The organism is Virgibacillus tibetensis, assembly GCF_036026595.1.
In the GTDB taxonomy this organism is placed as follows: domain Bacteria; phylum Bacillota; class Bacilli; order Bacillales; family Amphibacillaceae; genus Virgibacillus_P; species Virgibacillus_P tibetensis.
In genome coordinates, this window is sequence record NZ_JARZFX010000002.1 from 315,988 (window position 1) to 338,252 (window position 22,265).

General features: G+C 39.0%; 25 protein-coding genes. 14 read left to right on the forward strand and 11 right to left on the reverse strand.

The features are described 5' to 3' along the window. Nucleotides 1-107: 107 nt before the first annotated feature. Nucleotides 108-305, reverse strand: a complete 198-nt coding sequence (locus QGM71_RS06305) for a hypothetical protein (protein ID WP_327607060.1) — start codon at nucleotides 303-305, stop codon at nucleotides 108-110. Between the two features lie 130 nt (nucleotides 306-435). Here QGM71_RS06305 and QGM71_RS06310 point away from each other — a divergent pair, with 130 nt between their 5' ends. From QGM71_RS06310 to QGM71_RS06320, 3 genes are all read left to right on the forward strand, one after another. Next, nucleotides 436-579: a hypothetical protein gene (locus tag QGM71_RS06310; RefSeq protein WP_327606680.1), complete on the forward strand. Its 144-nt coding sequence runs from the start codon at nucleotides 436-438 to the stop codon at nucleotides 577-579. Nucleotides 580-640: 61 nt separating this feature from the next. Beyond that, a complete protein-coding gene (locus tag QGM71_RS06315; protein ID WP_327606681.1) occupies nucleotides 641-823 on the forward strand; it encodes a hypothetical protein in 183 nt (60 codons plus the stop codon). After that, nucleotides 816-941 carry a hypothetical protein gene (locus QGM71_RS06320; RefSeq protein ID WP_327606682.1) on the forward strand — a complete coding sequence of 42 codons (126 nt, stop codon included), beginning with the start codon at nucleotides 816-818 and terminating at the stop codon, nucleotides 939-941. The genes QGM71_RS06315 and QGM71_RS06320 overlap by 8 nt, the downstream gene beginning before the upstream one ends. Before the next feature lie 94 nt (nucleotides 942-1,035). Here QGM71_RS06320 and QGM71_RS06325 read toward each other — a convergent pair whose 3' ends face one another. Further along, entirely contained in the window at nucleotides 1,036-2,193 is a 1,158-nt protein-coding gene (locus tag QGM71_RS06325; RefSeq protein ID WP_327606683.1) for a PrsW family intramembrane metalloprotease, read from the reverse strand. A gap of 266 nt (nucleotides 2,194-2,459) precedes the next feature. Here QGM71_RS06325 and coaW point away from each other — a divergent pair, with 266 nt between their 5' ends. Beyond that, on the forward strand, nucleotides 2,460-3,260 hold the full coding sequence (coaW, locus tag QGM71_RS06330; RefSeq protein WP_327606684.1) for a type II pantothenate kinase: 801 nt from the start codon (nucleotides 2,460-2,462) through the stop codon (nucleotides 3,258-3,260). A gap of 923 nt (nucleotides 3,261-4,183) precedes the next feature. On the opposite strand, the gene QGM71_RS06335 is transcribed toward coaW, so the two are convergent. Beyond that, nucleotides 4,184-4,495, reverse strand: coding sequence for a DUF3006 family protein (locus QGM71_RS06335; protein ID WP_327606685.1), 312 nt, complete (start codon nucleotides 4,493-4,495; stop codon nucleotides 4,184-4,186). 254 nt (nucleotides 4,496-4,749) lie between these two features. On the opposite strand from QGM71_RS06335, the gene QGM71_RS06340 reads away from it, so the two are divergent. From QGM71_RS06340 to QGM71_RS06350, 3 genes are all read left to right on the forward strand, one after another. Next, entirely contained in the window at nucleotides 4,750-6,027 is a 1,278-nt protein-coding gene (locus QGM71_RS06340) for an MBL fold metallo-hydrolase (protein ID WP_327606686.1), read from the forward strand. A gap of 10 nt (nucleotides 6,028-6,037) precedes the next feature. Continuing rightward, nucleotides 6,038-6,301, forward strand: a complete 264-nt coding sequence (locus QGM71_RS06345; protein WP_327606687.1) for a DUF3006 domain-containing protein — start codon at nucleotides 6,038-6,040, stop codon at nucleotides 6,299-6,301. A gap of 80 nt (nucleotides 6,302-6,381) precedes the next feature. Beyond that, the gene (locus QGM71_RS06350; protein WP_327606688.1) at nucleotides 6,382-6,858 is read left to right on the forward strand and encodes a hypothetical protein; all 477 of its coding nucleotides are present in this window, start codon (nucleotides 6,382-6,384) and stop codon (nucleotides 6,856-6,858) included. On the opposite strand, the gene QGM71_RS06355 is transcribed toward QGM71_RS06350, so the two are convergent. The 5 genes from QGM71_RS06355 to QGM71_RS06375 all read right to left on the reverse strand — a co-directional run bounded on the left by QGM71_RS06355 (nucleotide 6,853) and on the right by QGM71_RS06375 (nucleotide 10,763). After that, nucleotides 6,853-7,185, reverse strand: a complete 333-nt coding sequence (locus QGM71_RS06355) for a hypothetical protein (protein WP_327606689.1) — start codon at nucleotides 7,183-7,185, stop codon at nucleotides 6,853-6,855. The two genes, QGM71_RS06350 and QGM71_RS06355, sit on opposite strands and share 6 nt — an antisense overlap. 119 nt (nucleotides 7,186-7,304) lie before the next feature. Continuing rightward, entirely contained in the window at nucleotides 7,305-8,198 is an 894-nt protein-coding gene (rbsK, locus tag QGM71_RS06360; RefSeq protein ID WP_327606690.1) for a ribokinase, read from the reverse strand. Between the two features lie 12 nt (nucleotides 8,199-8,210). Continuing rightward, a complete protein-coding gene (locus tag QGM71_RS06365) occupies nucleotides 8,211-9,194 on the reverse strand; it encodes a nucleoside hydrolase (protein WP_327606691.1) in 984 nt (327 codons plus the stop codon). Nucleotides 9,195-9,215: 21 nt separating this feature from the next. Then, complete coding sequence (locus QGM71_RS06370; protein WP_327606692.1) at nucleotides 9,216-10,217, reverse strand: LacI family DNA-binding transcriptional regulator; 1,002 nt, start codon at nucleotides 10,215-10,217, stop codon at nucleotides 9,216-9,218. A 348-nt stretch (nucleotides 10,218-10,565) separates the two neighbouring features. Beyond that, a complete protein-coding gene (locus tag QGM71_RS06375; RefSeq protein WP_327606693.1) occupies nucleotides 10,566-10,763 on the reverse strand; it encodes a hypothetical protein in 198 nt (65 codons plus the stop codon). 153 nt (nucleotides 10,764-10,916) lie between these two features. On the opposite strand from QGM71_RS06375, the gene QGM71_RS06380 reads away from it, so the two are divergent. Next, complete coding sequence (locus QGM71_RS06380) at nucleotides 10,917-11,468, forward strand: biotin transporter BioY (RefSeq protein WP_327606694.1); 552 nt, start codon at nucleotides 10,917-10,919, stop codon at nucleotides 11,466-11,468. A 129-nt stretch (nucleotides 11,469-11,597) separates the two neighbouring features. On the opposite strand, the gene QGM71_RS06385 is transcribed toward QGM71_RS06380, so the two are convergent. Continuing rightward, the gene (locus tag QGM71_RS06385; RefSeq protein WP_327607048.1) at nucleotides 11,598-13,505 is read right to left on the reverse strand and encodes a GDSL-type esterase/lipase family protein; all 1,908 of its coding nucleotides are present in this window, start codon (nucleotides 13,503-13,505) and stop codon (nucleotides 11,598-11,600) included. Nucleotides 13,506-14,006: 501 nt separating this feature from the next. Here QGM71_RS06385 and QGM71_RS06390 point away from each other — a divergent pair. Both QGM71_RS06390 and QGM71_RS06395 read left to right on the forward strand, forming a co-directional pair. After that, entirely contained in the window at nucleotides 14,007-14,231 is a 225-nt protein-coding gene (locus QGM71_RS06390) for a hypothetical protein (protein ID WP_327606695.1), read from the forward strand. A 166-nt stretch (nucleotides 14,232-14,397) separates the two neighbouring features. Then, complete coding sequence (locus tag QGM71_RS06395) at nucleotides 14,398-15,609, forward strand: Nramp family divalent metal transporter (protein ID WP_327607049.1); 1,212 nt, start codon at nucleotides 14,398-14,400, stop codon at nucleotides 15,607-15,609. 126 nt (nucleotides 15,610-15,735) lie between these two features. On the opposite strand, the gene hpaB is transcribed toward QGM71_RS06395, so the two are convergent. Together hpaB and QGM71_RS06405 are read right to left on the reverse strand one after the other, a co-directional pair. Then, nucleotides 15,736-17,166, reverse strand: a complete 1,431-nt coding sequence (hpaB, locus tag QGM71_RS06400; RefSeq protein ID WP_327606696.1) for a 4-hydroxyphenylacetate 3-monooxygenase, oxygenase component — start codon at nucleotides 17,164-17,166, stop codon at nucleotides 15,736-15,738. A 234-nt stretch (nucleotides 17,167-17,400) separates the two neighbouring features. After that, nucleotides 17,401-17,847 carry a YkvA family protein gene (locus QGM71_RS06405; RefSeq protein WP_327606697.1) on the reverse strand — a complete coding sequence of 149 codons (447 nt, stop codon included), beginning with the start codon at nucleotides 17,845-17,847 and terminating at the stop codon, nucleotides 17,401-17,403. 257 nt (nucleotides 17,848-18,104) lie between these two features. On the opposite strand from QGM71_RS06405, the gene QGM71_RS06410 reads away from it, so the two are divergent. The 4 genes from QGM71_RS06410 (at nucleotide 18,105) to QGM71_RS06425 (ending at nucleotide 22,246) form a co-directional block, all read left to right on the forward strand. Beyond that, the gene (locus QGM71_RS06410; RefSeq protein ID WP_407702996.1) at nucleotides 18,105-19,124 is read left to right on the forward strand and encodes a Bug family tripartite tricarboxylate transporter substrate binding protein; all 1,020 of its coding nucleotides are present in this window, start codon (nucleotides 18,105-18,107) and stop codon (nucleotides 19,122-19,124) included. A gap of 74 nt (nucleotides 19,125-19,198) precedes the next feature. Then, complete coding sequence (locus QGM71_RS06415; RefSeq protein WP_327606699.1) at nucleotides 19,199-19,663, forward strand: tripartite tricarboxylate transporter TctB family protein; 465 nt, start codon at nucleotides 19,199-19,201, stop codon at nucleotides 19,661-19,663. Nucleotides 19,664-19,684: 21 nt separating this feature from the next. Continuing rightward, a complete protein-coding gene (locus QGM71_RS06420) occupies nucleotides 19,685-21,178 on the forward strand; it encodes a tripartite tricarboxylate transporter permease (RefSeq protein ID WP_327606700.1) in 1,494 nt (497 codons plus the stop codon). A gap of 78 nt (nucleotides 21,179-21,256) precedes the next feature. Next, nucleotides 21,257-22,246, forward strand: coding sequence for an asparaginase (locus QGM71_RS06425; RefSeq protein WP_327606701.1), 990 nt, complete (start codon nucleotides 21,257-21,259; stop codon nucleotides 22,244-22,246). Nucleotides 22,247-22,265 lie beyond the last annotated feature (19 nt).

Genomic DNA, 22,265 nt, shown 5'->3' on the forward strand with positions numbered 1-22,265 from the left:
ACACAGCTGTTTCGTAAGGGCGAGTACCCTCAAAAATGCCTTACTGAAACACCGCTATGCCTTTGTACTGAGTATCCACAGGTACAGTCCCAATCTTTTACTACAAATCAGGAGTTATTATATACTTGTGAAATCTCTTTTTCTGCAATTACTTCATTGGCTGCTTCCAGCTCTTTATGCTTATTAACTGAATCTCCCGCATAATTGTTCTGCTTTTTCAATGGTGGGTTTCCCCGTAATCCATTATGGACACTTATTCCTTCGTCTTTTCTAAAATTTAATTTGTTTTCATCCTGCTTCTTCATCTTCTTCACCTCATTATAAGATGCGTAGAATGGCTATTCTTATACGTCTATATCTTCTTATCTTGTCTGCCTTGTTTGAAGAATAAAATAAACACTCCCTGAGAATAGTAAAAACAAGGAGGTAATGATTATGGTATACAAGGGAAAAAAACGTTATAAAGTTACCACAGGAGATTATAAAAATAAAACAAACGGCTTACACTTTGGGTATGAATACTCCAGTGGAAATAAAGTTGTTGGACGTAAGTCGCCACAGAAAAAAGACAACTTATGAAATACTATTACCTTTCCTTGAAATTAAATGGATCAATTATATGTTAAAGGAGATTATATTAATGGAAAAGAAGAGAAAAGATCAGGATATTAAAAAAACTGAAATTAAAAAAGAGGATATACTTGAAATTGAGCACCAGACGTTACACCCTGGAAACGATGAAATTACCCTTAAAAATGTTGACTATGCCCCTGGGGAAAACAACTATTTATCGAATGCAAAGCAGGATAATTTAAATGAATAGAAAGCAAAAAGAAGGTGAGAAACAAGCCAAAAATGGTAAGGAACATAGGTTTTCCGAAGAATTATCTGATAGTGGAGAACGAAATGAAATTATTAAAGAGCAATCACGAAAAGGGTGAATCACTCTCCCTCCGTCAGAAAAAGCTGTTTGTCCAAATGGCTAAAGTCATTCGTCTAAACAGCTTTTTAAATTTCATTTTCGAAACTGCACACCTAACCAGCCCGATTAACATCCTCTACATTCAAGCGTCCAATCTGCTTTAACCCTGTACTTATGAACGTAAATACAAATATCCATCCTACAATAATCAGCATAATATATAAAAAATTAAAATTATGTAATGAGTACAAAGGCATATCCCATACCGCATGCAGAATGACTGGTACCGCAAATAATTTAATGAATTTCGAATCTGTAAAGTGATCGTTGGCTAAGGGATTGTTTCCCTTCACATACACAAGCGCGGCACCTGCAATTGCAGTCCAGATTACATGGGTTCCAATAGATGTCCAAGCCCGCTCAAAGATAACCGACATCATCACCTGGTCACCATATGCGATTCCAAACTGGAATGCATAGCCAGCTGATTCAAAAGCACCGAAGCCTGCACCAATCGCGGCCCCTATTAAAAGCCCATTTAAAATAAATTTCGGATTTAATTTTTTAATAAAATACACAACAACTATTAATTTTCCTATTTCTTCCACAACACCTACAACAACTGCGCCTGTATAATCCAATTCATAGACAGGGAAAACAGAAAACAAAAACAGCGTGGTAACCAATGAAGCTGTTCCACCAACAAAAAACATCTTTGCTATTTCATAAATACTAATATTCCTCGGTACATTCGTTTCCCAGAAGAAAATCAGCAATGAAAATGGAACCGCAAATGACCCTACCATAATAAGCCCCGGCAGTGCATTGATATTTTGGAACATGAAGGTACAAACATACAATAAAATATAAGTAATTGCTAATGCTAAAAAAACTCTCGAAAACAGCCATGGTTTTGGCCAGGATGTAGAAATCTCACTCTCCATAGGTGTTGTCACTCTTGTGCCCGATATGAACAGTATTTCACCTTCTTCTTGGGTATGCTTTTTGAATACAGCAGAAAATATATCCCGCAAATTTAAATCAATATTCCCCTGTTCCCCTACCATGCCATTTATTTTTTCGGTGGCATGCAGAAATGTACCCCTCATTTGGTTTGTAATACTTCTGGCTGATTGTTCCATCGAAGCTGAAGATTCCTCGTTACTGCCATTTTCAAGCCCTTCATTGTGGCGGTTAAGGTTTATACCGCATGATGGGCAAAAGTTATTCTCTTCGAAGTCTACTTGCAATCCGCAGTTATAACAAAACAAAAAACACTCCCCCTTTTCAACAGAACGTTTGAGTCTATTATACTACAATATACTGTTAGAAATTGGAGAAATGAGGTTTATTTTGGGCTTAGTTTAATTTATAAAAATGTATCAAGTTTCCTCGTGAAAATGCATTTTACAATATATCAATTATAAAAGCTGTAGTTACCATCTTTAAATTTCGATAGCAGGAAACAAAGAACTTTCCATTTACCAACACCATCCTTATACTGAACTTAATAAATCCAAAGAAGGAGTGTGATCAGGTGACACGCAGGATAGGAATTGATGCTGGGGCTACGCTTACGAAAATTGCTTATGAGGACAGAGGACATATGCATGTGAAATCATACGCTAATCAGGAGATGGATCAGCTTATCCAATGGTTACAAATCACCAACCAAAGTGCTTTCCTCAGTCTTACTGGCGGGAAAAGCACCTATTTGCAGGATGCCTCCCAGCAAAAAAGTGAACAAATAGAAGAGTTCAAGGCAATTACAGCCGGAACACGTCATTTATTATATGAAGAAACAGGAAAAATACCTGATGATTTCATCTTAGTAAGTATTGGTACAGGAACCTCGATCTTTCGCGTAATAGGTGATGATTATGAACGTTTACTTGGCAGTGGAATTGGGGGAGGGACATTCATGGGATTAGGTACCCTTCTCACAGGTAAAAAAGATTACCATGAATTAATAGAGCTCGCTGCGGAGGGAAATTACAAGAACAGTGATTTATTGGTGAAAGACATTTATGATACATCTGCAGCTCCACTTTCCGGTAACCTGACAGCAGCAAATTTCGGAAAGGCACATATAAATGACGTTGCCCTAGCCGATCAACTGGCAAGTCTTGTCAGGTTAATCGGGGAAACCATCCTGCTGTTATCCACTCAAGCAGCTGCATCACAGCAGGTTGAAAAGATTGTGTTTACCGGAAGTACTTTGACTGGCAATGAGGCTCTAAAAGAAGTACTAAGTGGTTTTCGTGATATACTTCCATACGAACCTGTTTTCCTGGAGAAAGGTGCATATGCAGGAGCAATTGGCGCATTATACAGTTAGAAAATTTACAATTGTTAATAGCATTGAATTCATCACAGAGGTGCTAAACAGCATGTCAAAAAAACAATAGTTACAATAGGAATAAATGGAGTATTAGAGGGCGGTCCAAAAAGCCTTGTAAACCAAAAGCAAATAACTAATACAGAAGTAGGCACTGACTTTTCAGCAGTGTCTTTATCTTTTCTTAAGGCTAATTTTTCATGGCAAGTTACTATTTACATAAAATGCGACGTAGCTGCAATGTTGATTTCCGCTTCGGACAGTCGCTTTCACCACTCCGGGTACAAGTGCAACATCTGCTCAGCTTCATTTCATTCGCTTTGCAGTGTTTTCTTTGCCGCTGGGCACGGCTTCAGCCTCGGGCTAACAGGATGTTAGTCATGAAGGCGTTGCGACAGGACGTCGCGTTTTTAGCCTTCCATCCCCACAAAACCACCGCTGCGGGGTCTTCAGACTCGTGCTGTTCCCGCAGGAGTCTACTGCCCTACGCTCCAATCAACAATTACAAAAAGCGAGAAATTATGAATTAAAGTAATAGATAAATATATAACAGAGCACACCATCAGCGGAGGAAAAACACGAAGACTCCTGCGGGAGGAAAGGCATCGGTGAGACCCCGCAGTGCAACAGCACAAGGAGGTTCACCAGCCGCCCGCGGAAAGCGTAGTGTATTTTCCGTAGCGGAATAAGAAAGGCACTCTCAATAGTAGAAGAATCCAAATTTTCACTACGTCGCAGTTTATATTAACTGCTAACTAAATTTTATCATTGTAAAAAAACACAAGTGCCTCACTGCAATACTGCTATCCTTTTGTACAGAGTAATCGCAGGTACAGGTACAGTGCCAATTTTTTTTAGAAAACAGACTTTCTTAATCATATCTGCTCAGTTTTTTATACAAAACTAACCCCATAAAAAACATGTTATTCCAGTTTTAATTTATCCATAAGCCTCCTTACCTTCAACGCTTCTAACGCAGAAGTTTTATAATCTATAGAAACTATAGCAATCTCCCCATCCTGTTTTTCTACATGAAACCATATATTAACTGCACTTCCAGCTGGCAGATTACTTATTGGCACGATTACTTCCTCTTTCCATTCTTCTATCAAAATAACTGCCTGATCATTATTTTCCAATCGATCAAGCACAGCTTTCGTTTCCCATTCAGGTTGCTGGTAGAAGCCAATCGACAGAATTATAAATTGTAAATACATCGCACTATTTATGCCCACATTAATCACCTCATGCATTTTCTATCATTATCCCAGGATTTTAAAATACATGCACATCGCTAAAATAGTAGAACTAGTAATAGAAACAAAATGGAAAATGTCTTTTTACTGGGGCAAACATCCATAATCATCCCACCAACCATGTACAAAACAAGATTTTCATTAAATCGAATCCAAATTCTATCACATCTGGCATTTATACAGTGATTCTGATAATCTTTAAGTAGATTATCAGAACGTTTGGAGGAACAATTATGCATAAAAACTTCTTACTATCCATGATACTGGCAATTGGCCTGGTAGCATGTGGACAGGGGGCCAGCCAGGATAGCGCACCAGAAACCAGCGAAGACCATTCAGGGACCACTGCTTCCGAAATCAAAAAGGAATTGATAGAAGAAGATAACGAAATAGAAGCCGAAGAAGAAGCAGAAGAAAGAAAGTCTGCTTCCGAAACAACAGCCACAGCAGATAATCAGCCTTCCTCAGACTTGGAGGTTCACTATATTGATGCAGGCCAGGCAGATGCTACTCTTTTAAAATTTAAGGATGAGGAGGAATCCTATACTGTCTTATACGATACTGGGGATTGGAGAAGGAATGATGTAGTCAATTACTTGGCCGCACAAAACATCTCATCGATTGACCTGATCGTAGTGAGTCACCCGGATGCAGATCATATTGGGCAATTAGCGGAAATTGTTACTACATATGATACAGGTGAGGTCTGGTTGTCCGGGAATGAAAGTTCATCCCAAACCTTCCAACGGGCTATTGAGGCAGTCCTAACCAGCGGTGCAGATTTTCACGAACCGAGAACCGGGGAAGAACATGAAATTGGACCTTTAAAGATAGACGTCCTCTATCCTGCTAGCATTTCAGGTAAATCCAACGAGGAATCAGTCTCCTTAAAATTTTCTTATGGAAACAGCAGCTTTCTCTTCACTGGAGATGCTAGGAAAAAGGAAGAAATGGACATGGTAAATAGCGGAATGAATTTAAATGCCACTATTTTGCAGCTTGGGCATCATGGCTCCAACACATCCAGTGACACAGCTTTTATTAATGCAGTCCGCCCTGAAGTAGCCATCTATAGCGCAGGAGCAAATAATAGCTACGGGCACCCTCATGCCGAGGTTATCACATATTTTCAAGACTCCGGAATAGACCTCTACGGTACCGATGTTCATGGCACGATTATTGTAACAACAGATGGAAACGACTATACTATTTTGACGAATAGAGACGGCACGATCAGCCCAAAGAGTACCGGTACCTCATCCAGCAGTCCTGATGCAAAAGAAGAGGTAGAGGATACAGAGGCAGAAGGAAGTACAGCAAATTCAACATGTATAGATATAAATAAGGCATCTTTCGAGGAAGTACAGGAAATTATTCACATTGGGCCAGCAAGAGCTGAGGAGCTAATTGACCTGAGACCATATCAGTCGCTCGATGATCTTACGAAAATAAGTGGATTAGGACCTGCTCGCATATCCGACATAAAAAGCCAGGGATTAGCTTGTGATTAGGAGGTTGAAAATGAAAGGTATACTGGATCGATTTGAAGATAACGACATAGCAGTCATTCTCGTAGAGGAAATAAACGAAGAGATGATTGTTTCAAAAGATAAATTACCTGAGGGTAGCGATGTGAACACATACTTTCATATTGAAAAGAGAAACGGGAAATTAGAGATCATTTCCATTGATACTTCTTCAAGAAAAAAAGAAGCACAGCAATCATCTGACCTGATGAAAAAGCTGCGGGCAAAGAGCAGTGGGGGGAAGTTCAGGAAGAAGTAGACTACAGAGCTTCCGTAAAAGGATAGACTGCTTCCTGCGAATGAATAAAATAGATAACCGTCTTTAATTTGGAGGATCTTATGAACAAGTGGTTTTATTTCAATTTTTTCGTAATTGTATTGGCAGCATGGAACTTAATCAATAAACAGCTTTTCTCAAATTTCCAGCCACATCTTCTGTTTGGAACAGTGGGATTGGTCTTCATATTATTTAATTGGACCCGGCATGCTGTATTCTCTACCATCCGATCAAGCTCAGATAGAAACAAGAAAATAAGATTTGCAAATCTATCTAAGAAGGTACTGCCTTTTCATAGATGGATTGGTACAAGCGCTCTTATTTTCATTGGAATTCATGCAGCTTTTGTGATTAATACCTATGGTTTTCAATGGCAAAACATGAAATTAGCAAGCGGAATCTTAACCGCTCTGGTATTATCCGGGGTTGTAATTACTGGTTGGATGCGCCGAATTAGACCGTCGGGGAGAAAACGAATGGCTCATCTGCGACTGGGAATAGTAATGTTCTTCTTGGTATTAATGCATTTAATTTTATAAGCATTTCCTATAATTGAGAGGCTGATTACTGATTAACTGGTCAACTAAACTATTCCCTGGGAAATAATTTATCGAATTTTGTTCTATCATAAGGAAGCCTTCCTTGTCATGTAAAACAAAAGAAGGCTTTGCATCTAACGCTTCACTAGCAATTGTCACCTTATCCACTTGAATCCATTTCGTTACTGTTATTGCAAGCCATATACTGATTGGTATTAATATGCAGGTTAAAAGAAGATATGGCAACAGATATGGTCCGATAGTTCGAAATGTTTCTGCTGTAAAATATAAACCAAAGTAAATAACAAGGGCCCCTTTACTGAACAATAGAAAACTTGTTGGACAAACAACCTATAAGTGTATCGTACTAATTTACTCGGTACAGCCAAAATAAAAAGCACCCTATTGGCGCTTTTCGTTCTGTTTAGCATAGTTACCGGCATGTATTACATAACAGGCACTAATTCTTCAGGCAACTGAATTTGAGCACCCCGCTGTGTTACAACATAGCCTGCTATCATAATGGCAAATTCAATAGATTTCTGGAGGCTGTACTTCTTACAATACGCAAAAGCAAGTGCACCGTTAAAAGCGTCTCCGGCACCTGTTGTATCAATTACCTTAACCATTCTGGCAGGGACCCAGCCACTTTGTTTTCCATCTGAAAAATAGGCACCCTTTTTTCCTAACGTAACGACTACCACCTTCACACCTTTATTCAGAAGCGACTGACATGCTATCTCAATATCCTTATCTGTATTAATACGCATTCCCGTTAAGGTAGACAGCTCAGTCTCATTTGGTGTCAGTATATCTACACTGGAGAGAATGCTCTCCGAAAGCGCTTGTGCTGGTGCAGGATTTAATATAACAGGTATCCCGTTCTTTTCTGCAAGATTCAAAGCAGTTATCACAGATACCAATGGAATCTCCAATTGTAACAATAAAGTATCTGAAGACATGATAAGCTTTTCTGCATCTTGTACTGATTCAGGTGTTACATGGAAATTGGCACCCTTTACTAGGATAATTGCATTCTCTCCTGTCTCACTAACTTGAATGAGAGCATTTCCTGTATCACCTGACCTTTGCACATGGTGCGTAGAAACAGAATTATCCTGAAGGTTTTTAAGTGCCTGGTTCCCAAAATCATCTTGACCAACACAGCCAACAAATTCTACCTCCGCCCCCAGCTGTGCTATCGTTACAGCTTGGTTTGCACCCTTTCCGCCAAATAAAGTGTCATAGGTGGAACTATGAATAGTTTCACCTGGCTTTACAATGTCCGGAACATGATATAGAACATCTATATTTATACTACCTATTACAGTTATCTTCATCCTGTTTCTTCCTCATTTGCGTTGTTTTATCTTGTGATCATCATCAGGCAATTTACTTGCTGTCTCTATTGCATCAATAAACAGTTGAACAAATTGCTCGCGGTCTAAAGTGTGAAGAACATGGACATTTTTTGGAAATGGTGTCCTCTGTTTATAATCGACCACTGTTGTGCCTTTTGTCAATTCCCCCTGTGTTTCAATTGCTACATAACAGTTATCACCAATGAAAAGCGTTGGATTTACAGTGTACGCTACCGCACATAGATCATGTAACCGGATATTTTTAGCATGATCAACCTCGTCGAAAGCAGTCTCTATTGCTGCTTTTTTATAAAAGTCTAGAAGTTCGACAACTAGCTTCGACAAGTCTGTCCCAATTTCTTCAATTCGTTTTACATCATTTTCATTTAGAAATGCCTTATGTGTCACATCCAGCCCACTCATAACAATAGGTACACCTGAACGAAAAACAATATCAGCAGCATGCGGGTCACTGTACACATTAAACTCTGCGGTCGGTGTCACATTTCCACCTACTGCTGCTCCGCCCATAAATGAAATGTAGGAAATTTTATTTTTAACCTCAGGGTGGGCTAATAACAGTGCTCCAATATTAGTTAAAGGGCCAGTTGCAATAATCAGTGTTTCCTCTTCATTTTCCATAATTGTTTTATACATAGCCTGAATTGCGGTAAGGCTACTCTCTTCAACTTGTGGTTCAGGGAAATTAATTCCCCCGAGTCCATTCGTGCCATGAACATTATCAGCAAATAACAGTTCACGAATAAAAGGGCCTTCCAATCCACGTGCCACTTCTATCGTCTGATTCAGATAACTTGTAATTGCTCTGGCGTTATACGCTGTTATTTCCTGAGCTTGATTTCCTGCTTCAGTTGTAATTAATCGAACATCTAACTCTGGACGAGTAAAAGCAAGTAGTATAGCCATTACATCATCTATGCCAGGATCACAGTCAATAATTACTGGAATACTCATTTATAGTTCACTTCCCTTAAATTATATGTTAGCTGTGCTACTCCTAATTACTAATGTTGGTTCACAAAAAAGAGATTCAGTTGGTTCCTTTTCTATTTGCTTCACAAGCAGGTTTACACTTTCCTGTCCCATCTTATATGTATCCTGACGAATGGTTGTAAGTTTGGGACTTAGAACGTTACAAAATGGAATGTCATCAAAACCAATCACAGAAAGCTGATCCGGTATTGCAATCCCAAGTTCGTTAGCGGCTTCATACACACCACAAGCCATTAAATCATTATGTGTAAAAATTGCAGTTACATCACTCGTTTGGAGAAAACGTTTCGCTTCACTATACGCTGAATCCATATCATAATTTCCATCAATAATATGATGGAACGGGATCTGTACTCCCTTTTCTTTCATCGCCATCAAAAAACCCTGAAGACGCTTCTCGGAGTTACTAATACCAGACGGACCTGTCATGCAGGCAATATTTCTATGACCCAGTTCGAGTAAATGATTACCAGCTAAATAACCCCCTTGAAGGTTATCAATAGATACTCCAGGTGCTATATTCTGATCATTGCCACGATCCACTAAGACAAATGGGATTTGCGAATCTGTCAGATAGAACTCATTCTCTGCTGATAGTCTGTTCATACTTGCCAATAACATGCCGTCCACCTGACGTTCCTTTAACAACCTTATATATCTCTTTTCTTTTTCAGGATTGTCATCTGAATTGCAAATGATGAGGCTGTATCCCTGTCGTGCTGCTTCATCTTCTGCTCCCCTGCAAATCTGTGCAAAATACGGATTTAAGATATTCGGTACCATTAACCCCAGCACATTTGATTTTTTGGTAATTAAACCTCTAGCAAATTGGTTTGGCTGGTAGTTCAGTTTTGCAACGGTTTGTAATATTTTCTGTCTTGTTTCATTTGTCATGCCTTCTGATTTATTATTCAAAACACGCGAAACAGTAGAGATGGAATAGCCTGTCTCACGTGCGATGTCCTTAATTGTGTACTTTGTCAAGTTGTCACCTTTCTCTTTTAAGAAAACGTTTTACTAAAACGTTATTGTAATTTTATTCAGATTACTCCAAACTGATTGGAATGTCAACTTTGCACTGTACAAGCAACTTTTATCTATTTATAAAAAGCAAATCTTATTAAATAAATTAAATTCACTTAGTTTGTACTCCAGGAAAATGGTAATATAACCTACCCATAATCATGGTAACTTTTTCACTAAAATTAAGTGTTTCCAAAATTCTATGTACTTAGTTCCTCCATGATAACTGCGTCATAGGTAGTGTTAATTCTTAGGAATTGCGATGAAGGAAGACTCTACATTAATTCGAGGTTCGTTCTTGTAACTTTACTACTTTGAGGCGTTGCTTTTCCCAACACGAAGACCTTTCTTTATATGCCTGCTTATTAGCCTTGATAAATCATACGTTTCTTCTCGTTCAGCTAGCATTTTCAAACGGAATGAACGTATGTTCGCTAGCTCTATTATATCAATTATTACGGATTTTGCAACAATTTTAAGTTGTCTTAACCGAAATTTATCTGTCACTTTCCTTTAGTTTACACCCTTCACACGCTTGAAAAAAGAGACTTCTTTCGTAGTTCAGTTAAAAGCAGTTGACAAATTCAGACTACTTACTATAAAGTATCATTGTTAACCTTTTTAATTCAGGGTGAACATTAAAAGGAGGACTCATACATAATGTCTGATTCAAGTTTAAAATTACGAATGATGATTGTAACAGCGCTGTTCGCAGCAATTATTGGTGTTTTGGCTCAATTAACAATACCATTACCACTTGTTCCGATTACAGGGCAAACATTAGCCATTGGGCTTGCAGCAACTATTCTCGGTTCCAGATACGGCACCATATCCGTCTTACTCTATTTAATTATTGGTGCAGTAGGTGTCCCTGTTTTTGCACAAATGTCTGCAGGTGTTGGTATTTTATTCGGGCCAACTGGTGGGTATCTAATTGGTTTTATTCCTTCAGCCTTTATCATAGGATATTTTCTGGAAAAAACAAGTTTTACAATTAAGAACGCAGTTATCGCCAACCTAATCGGAACGGTAATTGCATTGGTATTTGGAACCGTTTGGTTAAAAATCGTGGCAGAGCTTTCTTGGACCGCTGCATTTGCCAGTGGGGCTGCTCCGTTTATTATTGTTGGGGTAATAAAAGCAGTTCTTGCCGCATGGATCGGCATTGTGGTAAGACAACGACTGGCTTCGGCAAAACTTTTGTATGCATAACGTGCACATAAAAAAATGGAAAGGTTAATTACCTTTCCATTTTCTGTTTATCAGATTTTATAATAATTTTTTATCCCTAGAAGCTGTTTTCTCGTGTTCAGTTCATAGTAACGAACAGTTTTTACTAGCTTAGTAGACTGCTTTTCTACGGGAAACGATAAGCATAACTCCTCCCGTAAGTAGAAGTATACTACCTGCAAAAATCCAGTTATACATGTTTGTCGCCGTTTCTGGAAGCTGCTTGCCTCCCTGTTTTGTTGAAGCAAGCGCACTTTCTTCTTTTTCTTCTGCATTCGTCTTTAACTTTCCAGTACCCTTATTCTTTTTTTCTTCATCTGATTTCTTTCCTGCATTTTTAACATCATCGGCCTTACCAGTACCATTCTCTTCACTTTCTGCTTTAGGTTCTTCTTCTTTTACCTCGTCTATTATCTCTTCTTCTTCCATTTCAAAGACAGTAAATTTGCTGAAATGGCTGGTTGCTGCAACCACCGCTCCGTCCATGTAGCTACCACCAATTACTACCCATTCTTCTGTCTCTTCATTAAAGAAATAAACTTTCAGATTTTCCGTATTTTTTACCTTGGCCTCATCCACTTTAAAATACAAGGTTACTTCGTGCTCATTAAACTGACGAAGGTATTTCTCGCCTATCTGTATGGTGAAATCATATACCTTACTCAGGCTGTCTGGCGTGTAACCCTGATCAGTAACTGTAATAGTCACGGCTTCTGTTCCATCACCTAATAATCCTGAGGGGATCGTTAGAGCAACATCTTCTTTATTAATAGCCAGAACCGCTCTTTTTTCCTGCAGCATTTTAACTTGTTCTGCAGACAATGTGACTTCACTTACTTTTAACGCTTCTTTAAAATCAATTCTCAATACGCCGTCCTTTTTAACAGCCTCAACTGCTTCATTATTTACAATTACTTGTTCATGGTCTACCGGTTCTTCATCATAAACCGGATCATCAATTGGCTCCTCGTTAACCAGGTTAACTTCACCTAGCCACCCCTCTTTATGTTTTAAATAAAGATACTTATTCTCTACATCAAGATAATATTGGCCTATATATCCTGCGTCTTTAGGTGGTATACCATTGCCATACAACAATGACAACTCATCGATTGCGCCAGTACCTTCTTTATAATTACCTACTAGTTCCCACTTTCCTTTTACCTTTTCGTAAATGTCCAACGTCGTAACATGGACATAATAGGATGCCCCTATGTCAGCCTTATCATCTGGTTTATTATTACTGTAAACCCAGTGCCCCTCACCTAAATCTGCTACTATATAATTCAGGAATACATCTGCTATAGCTTTGTAGCCTGCTTCATTCGGATGAATGTTCTCCGGGTTAGGAAGATACTCTTCATAGTTCCCATGAAAAACATCAAATATGGGCACATAATACGCCCCTGTTTCTGCAGCTGCTTTAATTCCCTGATTAAGCCCAGCTATTAACTGTATGACGAGATCCTGCATGTCCACTAAATATGGCATCGCATTGTAATATCCCATTACAAAAATAGAAGCTTCGGGATTAACCTGATTTATTTCGCCAATTATAGACCCTAAATTGACCACAACGCCATTAATTGCCGCTTCTGCAGCTTTTATAACTTCTAGTTGATCTTCAGAACTACCATTCATCAGCTTTTCCATATCCACTACCTGTAATAGATCATTTGCACCTGCACTTATTGTTATAATATCCGCTTCTTGCAGTGCTTTCCTTACATCATCATCACTCATTACTTGACTCAGAACCTGGTTGGTAGTATAACCAGAAACCCCTGCATTCGTATAGTTGATATTCAAATAAGGGAGTTTTTCAACTAGCTGGTTATTAATTTGATCGGGATAACCATTAATAAAGTTCATCCCATCAAATGAAAGACCCTCAGCCAACGAATCTCCAATTGCCATATAATTTAAGTCGCTTTTCTCCTCAGAAGCAATGACTGCTTGAGGAAGCAGAATGAATACAGCTAATATTAAAACTGAAATTAACTTGATAGTTTGCTTCATCTTTTTCACAATAGCACTCCTTTTACATAAATAATAATTCTGCAGAAAGCGCATTGTCCGTATGTAGTATTTATTCCAATTTATGTATTATATGTTGAACAACACGCGTTGAACAATACTCCCCCCTTATAAGGATAGAATTTGAATGCCCAGGCTTAATAGTAAACAGGTACATTCATCTTGCTTTTCAAGAACGCATGTCAATCTAGTGAGGAAGCCCCGTTTAGTTGCTTTGCAGTATGCAAAACTTACTACCTATTATAGCTTATTGGGAAAATTATACAATATATTTTTTAACTCTTTTGATTATTCAAATGAGTTAGAGAAACTATGATTATGTCGGTGATTAACCGAATAAAATTAGACTTTCTATTTTTCATGCGGAGTGACATGCACCCCTGGAGACAGTGGCACATTTCCCTGTCAGCATTGGCGTTGAACCATACATAGGTTGTCCCGGATACATAGAATAGTACAAACAGGGAAGTAGTGTAATACAAGATGCGTAAACATTGTCATCTAAATAATATTCATCATGTACGTGTCAATCATCTTTCGGGGGGCGCATCCATTAATTACGGACCCTCTATTCATAAAAACCTGCAAGCAAATGTAAAAATTAATACAGGAGAGTTTGTCATTGGCGACGAGATTACATTGGGGTACCACCCGATAATGAAGAAGATGAGGAAGATTAATTTGGTTACAAAGGCGCCTTTTTTATAAAGGTGCTTTTCTATAATTGGAAATAAGTACATATACACGAGCAAGTTTAAATCTGTTGGTCAGGGGAAGTAACTACTAAATCAAGTTCTAATAAATAATAACATACCAACATACATACAGGAGTGAAGACGTGGAACAGCCAACAGAACAGCTAACAAAGAAGAAAATGATACTAGACAAGCTTAAGGTTATCGGTCCAGGGGCAATTATTTCTGCATCATTTGTTGGGCCTGGAACGATAACAACAGCAACACAAGCAGGTGCCTCCTTTGGTTATGCGCTATTATGGGCACTAGTTTTTTCAGTTATTACGACGATGGTCTTGCAGATTATGGTCGCTCGACTTGGGATTATTGCACAAAAGGGGCTGGGTGCAGCCATTCGTGATCAATTTGCTAACCCGGTCATCAAATATAGCGTTATGGGATTTGTCATTGTTTCTATATTCATAGGGTGTGCTGCTTATATGAGTGGTGACCTGAATGGAACATCACTTGGTATAGCGACCTTAACAGGATGGTCACTAGATGTAATTGGCCCAATTGTAGGTGTTATAGTACTAGTGCTTGGGTTAAGTGGTAGTTACAAGTTAATTGAAAAAGTCATGATTGCACTTGTGATTGTAATGAGTATAGTCTTCATTACAACTATGATTATGGCCAAACCTGATGTTGGAGAGGTTTTTGCCGGTGCCTTTGCTCCCTCTATTCCTGTTGGTTCCATCATTACCATTGTTGCACTAGTCGGGACTACGGTTGTACCCTATAACCTATTTATTCATTCATCGTCTGTACAGGAAAGATGGAATAAACCATCCCATTTAAAAGAATCTCGTCTGGACATTTTTATATCCATCGGCCTGGGTGGTTTAATTTCTGCATCTGTTTTAATTACTTCTGGTACCTTAATGCGAGGTGTCGAAGTGGAGACTGTTGCAGATTTGGCCCTGCAATTGAAGCCGTTTTTAGGGGAATGGGCTGAAACCTTTCTGGCTATAGGTATCTTTTCAGCTGGTTTTTCTTCGACAACAGCATCAGCTCTGGGTGCGGCCATTACAACCAGTAGTATTTTAAAATGGAAAGACGGAATGAAAAATTGGCGTTTCAAAGCCGTTTTTGTTGCCGTAATTCTGATTGGTATTTTCAGCTTTGTATTTAATTTTGAACCATTGGATGTGCTTCTCTTTGCACAGGCGTTAAACGGGATTCTTCTGCCTGGTATCGCCGTCATACTATTAATAATCATGAACAACAAAAAATTGCTTGGCAATTACACGAACTCGATAAAAATTAATATGATCGGGAGCATCGTTGTTCTTGTTTGTATCGCCCTAGGTACGTATAGTCTAGTGACAGCTGTTAGTTCATTTTTTGGATAGATTAGGGAAGGACTTCGCAATTTGCCAGTAAGCTTGTTATAAAAACTGATAGGCTTATTCCGGATTAAGTCTATCAGTTTAAATGATTGCCCAATTCGACAATAACCGGGAAGTGACAGAAATACATTACCAAAATTCGCGAGTATATGCTGTAAAAGCAGTCAGATCATAAGATTTATACAGCTCACTGGAGAGTTTATTTGGCTGACCAAAGAAAAAACGCTCGTACTGTGTTTGGCGGGTACCAAATCCACTCATTGTCAAATCCCATGCAAGCCGGAAAAGTTTTACCCTGTCATCAGCAGCATGCTTACTGCTTTGTAAATATTGCTCCAGATCCTCTCTTACAGGCGATTTAAAATCTGCTTCTGTGGGGATGGTAACCATTCCACTTGATCCGAGCAGCTGTATGATTTCTATAAGTCTCGGATACATCTTGGAAAACATACTGTTGGCCACGCGCAGTGGAATTAATTCTGGACGCATTAATCCAAACTCGTCCGTACTTGCATTTATTTCAGATTTCAATAACAAAGCTTCCATCGTTTCTAGCATCATAATAATCTCTGCCATCTTTTCTTGAATATGTTCATAGCAGTCTATGTTAATCGTCTGGACTAATTCCTCTGCAACTCCAAGAATAAACCCTGCCTTTATAGTCTGCCTGCTAATTATCTGATGTAAAGTGAATGGCAGAAAAGCACTCTCTCTTTGAAAGTTGTTGGAAACTTCAAGGTTTTTAAAAAAGAATATCCTTTCCCATGGTACTTTTACACGATCAAAAACAACAATAGAGTCCATTTCCTCAAAGCGGGAGCTTAGTGGATAATCAAATCGCGAATCGCCATATACAAAAGACTCCCGACAAATGAATTTCAGCCCTGCAGTGTCGCTTGGCACAGAAAAAGCAAAGGAGTTGGCTTCGTCGGTAATTCCGCCAGCGGACAGAACGAGCAGTTCATCCGTCATGCCACCTTGTGTTGCAAGCAGCCGGGCCCCTTTAATAACAAGGCCATCATTTTCTTCACCAACTATTTTGGCAGCGATGGGCTCTTCAGATTCTTCAAAATACAATGGGGAACGATTAACTTGAGGGTTAATGAACGTATGTGTAAAGGACAAGTCATCTTCACGAGCCGTTTCATAGAATTTCACCAGATTGTCTGGAAAGCAATTTTCTCTTCCTTCCAGTAATTTTGCGGATGAAGCAAAGGACATAAGCATGGTGTTCATATAATCAGGGCTTCTTCCAAGCATACCTGCATTTCTTTTTGCCCATTTTTGAATAGAAATCCGGCGTTTTTCAAGGTCGCTTTTTGTTGTTGGCTGTAAATAGGAAGTACCTACCCGGTCACCGGTTATAGGGGAACTATATGTCATGGTATCCGTAAGGTCCGGCTCCTTTTGCATATCATAAAGAGCTGCCTGACTATGAACAGCTCCTTTAAAAGCAGGATGTTCTGCTATATTACCCAAAATCCTCTCCCCATCACACCAAATATTCGTCTTCAACCGATTCATGCGTTTAATATAGTCATTACCTGAAATGACAGGCATAGGCTGCACTCCTCACAAAATATAGAAATTAAACTCACACCATTATATTATTTATCCCATTAATTGGTGCCTATTTATTGGTGCCTGTCACTTCCCGAATTTTGTCGAACGAGCCCCTGTCTATGGTGCAAAAAAGTAACTGCCAGATTTAAACCGCATATATGATGCAGTTTAGCTCTCTAACAGCTACCAGGGATAAGACTTCTATAATTTGGATTTGAGCGGTAAGCAGGTCTAGTTAGTACCTTCTGGTTTAAATTTATCGTCAATTTCTTTTTTGTCGTCATAATTCTTACCAAATAGCTTAATCATTCGTTCATGCGCTTGATTCTTTATTGAATCATCAATATGCGAAATTACTGCATATAAGGCGTATAAAATCACCATAATATCATCCGCAAATCCAACTACAGGGATAAAATCCGGAATCAGATCGATTGGCAGAATTAAGTATCCCAAGGCACCTGCGATGGTCAACTTTGCCTGTTTTGGTGTATGAGGGCTCTTGAATGCGTAAAATAACAGTAAGCTGTAATAGGAAACCTTTACTCCCATTTTCTTAGCATACTTTAATAGTTTTTCCAGGTATTTATTCTCGGAAAAGTGTTTTTCCTTCCCCTTGATCGCTTCAGCAGAATCTAAATTTCTTAATGCTATTTCATACTTTTCTTCTTTTGGCATGATTCTCTTTCCCCCATGGTGTATTATGCATCTCTTCTAAATTATATAGGAAGCAGGACGATTGCACCACTATTTTTACAACCATTCGGCAAAATACGACATATATCAGGAAGTGACTACAGGCACCTGCATCTGCGCATGTATAAAATTCCTTTATCGTTGTTTATAGAAAATTTGAATTTCACAGAATAATGAGGGTGTTCTATACTTGTATTTATATAAGAGTGTAAGCGCATTCTTGTTATCTCTTAAAATTTATGAAGGAGGTTTTTTATGTGAAACACATTCTAGGATTTATTTTAATATTAACAGTCTTTATTACAGGTTGTTCTGATAACACATCGGGTAGTGAGACAGTGGAAGGTGAAGATTGGAGCCCGGAGCAATCCATTGAAATCGTGGCTCCCTCTGGTGCAGGTGGGGGCTGGGACACAACAGCTCGCATGGCAGCTAAGATATTAGAAGAGGAAGACATTATTGGTCAGGATATTGGTGTGGTTAACAAAACCGGTGGCGGTGGCGCAGTTGGCTGGTCTTATATAGCTGGTAGAGAAGGCAGTCCATATAACTTATTTGTAACATCACCACCAATTATCGATGTCCCATTAAACGGAAACTCTGAATACAACCATGAAGACTTTACACCTATAGCGAATGTAATTGCAGATTATGGTGCTTTCGCAGTAAGAGCAGATGCTGATTGGGACACATTACCAGAATTATTTGATGATATGCTGGAAGATCCATCAGGAATTACCGTTATTGGTTCTTCATCACCTGGTAGTATGGACCATCTGAAATTTGTACGTTTTGCTAAGGCTTATGGCGTCGATGTTCAAAAAATAAAGTATGTTTCTGAACAGGATGGCGGCGAATTAACCGCTTTACTTAATGGAAGTGTAGATGTGTTCTCAACAAGTGTTGCCCAGACAGTAGAACAGGTAAAGGCTGGTGAAATCAAAGTACTGGCAATTACATCCGAAGAAAGACTTGAAGGTGATGTGCTGTCCGATTTCGAGACTGCGATCGAGCAGGGAATTAATGAAACGTATATTAATTGGCGTGGATTCATGGGTCCTGCAGACTTGGATGAAGAGGTAGTTGCCTATTATGAAGAGGCTTTCAGGCAAATGAACGAGTCAGACGCCTGGGCTGATGTTAGATCACAATATGGCTGGGGCGATATGTTCCTTGACAGTAAAGAATTTAAAGCTTTTCTTGATGAAGAGAAAAAAGAAACAGAAATACTGCTCCAGGAATTAGGATTATCTGAATAATAAATTCCAGTTGCATGACCGTATAGGAGGGATACACCCCCTCCTATTCATTTTATAATAAAGGGGGGTTCCACTTGTTTGTCTCAAGGAACCGAGTTGTTGGACTCATTTTATTTTTTATCGCAATTACTTACTTATTTTTAAGTTTCAGGCTGCCGCCCTATCCTTTAGTACCCGTTGATTCAGACGCGGTTCCAATTGTATTAGGTGTACTACTTACAATATTTTCGATTATTTTATTTTTTACAAAAGAGACCGAACAAGAAAAGTCGGAAGAAAAAAAAGTCATCCCCGAAAATAAAAAAGATTTACTCATGCTCTTAACTGTAGCTGTCTTTATCTTTTTGTATATTTGGTTATTGGAGATTGCCGGCTTTATCCTTACAACCATCCTATTTATTTTCTTCACAACACTTCTATTGGGCTATAAAAGACATATGGTGAATTTGATTGTATCTGTTTCTGTTCCGGTCGTTTTTTATTACATTTTCAGTTATTTACTAGAAATAGCCTTACCAAAAGGGTTTCTGCCTTTTTGATGACGGTATGGGAGGATTAGGATGAGTGTTTTAGACGGAATGATTCAAGGGTTTCAAGTAGCATTCAGTATACAAGGTATCATGTTTATTTTTATAGGTGTATTGTTGGGAACTATTATAGGCATGCTCCCTGGTCTTGGTCCCATCACCGCCATTGGCGTAATGATACCTATTTCTTATGGAATGGATCCGAATATGGCATTAGTTATGATGGCCGGCGTCTATTATGGAGCCGTCTTCGGTGGTTCGACCTCCTCTATTCTATTAAATGCTCCAGGTATTGCTGGAACAGTCGCATCTTCTTTCGATGGCTATCCAATGGCCCAGCAGGGAAAGGCCGGGAAAGCCCTGGCTATCGCAGCGATCAGCTCTTTTGTTGGTGGAACAGTTGGTGTAATTTTATTAATGGCCTTTGCTCCTGTTTTAGCCAAAGTTGCTATCGTATTTGGACCAGCTGAGTATTTTGTGCTCATGCTGCTTGCTCTGACAGCTATATCAAGCTTGGCAGACGGGTCGATGAACAAAGCACTGATCTCCAGTGTTCTGGGCTTCATGGTTGCTACAATAGGAATCGATGGACAAACCGGTACCCCGCGTTTCACTTTCGGGAGTATGAATTTATTAAACGGGGTTGAATTTTTAGTCATTGCGCTTGGGTTATTTGCTTTGGCTGAAGTATGGTTTCTGATTATTAATCGGAAAAAGAAACTGTTTAAAGGGGATGGTAATATAGGTTCCCTTCGCATTACGAAAACTGAATTTAAGGAGATGAGAGGTCCGGTCGGCAGACAATCTTTTCTTGGCTTCATCCTCGGCATTCTGCCAGGAGCTGGAGCAACAATCGCGTCTTTTATCGGATATATTACGGAAAAAAAGATTTCTAAAACCCCGGAGAAATTTGGAACCGGTTCAGTTGCAGGCTTAGCAGCACCGGAAACTGCCAATAACGCAGCTACTAGTGGCGCATTTGTTCCTTTATTAAGCTTGGGTATACCAGGTTCAGGTACGACTGCTGTCCTGCTAGGCGCACTGCTCGTTATGGGTATTCAGCCAGGACCCTTGCTTATCCAGGATCAACCAGCACTATTCTGGGGTGTTATAGCGAGTATGTATATAGGTAATATATTTCTTCTTATTTTGAACTTGCCTTTAATACCCTATATCTCAAAAATACTTAGCATTCCTAGGGCCATGCTGATTTCATTAGTAATTGTATTTTGTTTGATTGGCGTATATTCTCTAAGCTTTAATACGTTTGATCTATATTTACTTCTAGTCTTTGGAGTGGTCGGTTACCTGATGAAAGTGTTGGATTTTCCACCGGCACCATTTATTTTAAGCTTCATTTTAGGTGGAATGATGGAGCAATCCTTGCGTAAGGCATTAACCATATCTAACGGAAATTTAACTATTTTCATTGATAGGCCCATTGCTTTATCTATTTTAATTGTAACTGTTCTAGCACTTACTCTTCCGCCTTTTATTAGAAAAGTTAAGGGAAGTCCGACAATATAGACATCGTTATATACTGCGATTATTGCGATTTTCCCATGCATCATTAGAGAAAAATAAGATTTAGCTGGAGGTTTAGTAATGAAAAAAATTGCATTAATCACCCTAGGAGGAACTATCTCGGCAAAAGGTCTCCACAGGGGGGACTTGAAGGATTACCAATCTGGGCTGTTGGGTGGAAATGACTTCTTAAATGAATTACCAGAACTTAGTGAGATGGCAAACATTGAAGTGGTTCAGATTGATAATGTTAGCAGCACGCAAATTAACGAAAACCATTGGATAAAATTAAAAAAGATTGTGGAATATTATCTGAACGAGCAGAACTTTGATGGGGTGGTAATCACCCATGGAACGAATACAATTGAAGAAACTGCATACTTTTTACATTTAACGGTAGACAGCAATAAACCGGTTGTTCTCGTTGGTGCGCAACGACCATTTACAGCCTTAAGTACCGATGCGCATTTGAACCTGATTCAGGCTGTACGAGTTGCTATCGACCCAAACTCCAGTAATAAAGGAGTACTAGTAGCAATTAATAATGAGATCAATTGCGCACGTGATGTCACAAAAACAAACACCTACCGATTGGAAACTTTCCGTTCTGGCGAAACTGGATATCTTGGATTTATCGATCCTGATGAGACAGTACGGTATTATAGAACGCCAATAAGGCGGCATACGATCAACTCTGAGTTTTCAAAGACACCTATAACCAGCTTAGCTAAAATTGAAATTGTCTATTCCTACGCTGGTGCCTCGGGGGAACTGATTAATTTTATCACACAAAGTAAAAAATATGATGGCATAGTAATAGCAGGAACTGGTGCAGGGCGTTTTTCGCAAAAGGAAGAGAAATCCTTGTATGAAGCAAGAAAAAACGGATTACATATCGTACGTAGTAGTAGGGTGGGAAATGGCAGAGTCCTGGATATAGCATCTTACAGGGGGCTGAAAGCGGTCAGTGGAGATAACCTTTCTCCTCAAAAAGCACGCATATTGCTTCTGCTTTCATTATTGCAATCCAATGATGTGGAAGAAATACAGAGGATTTTCAATGAATACTAATTAATATGAATACGAATAA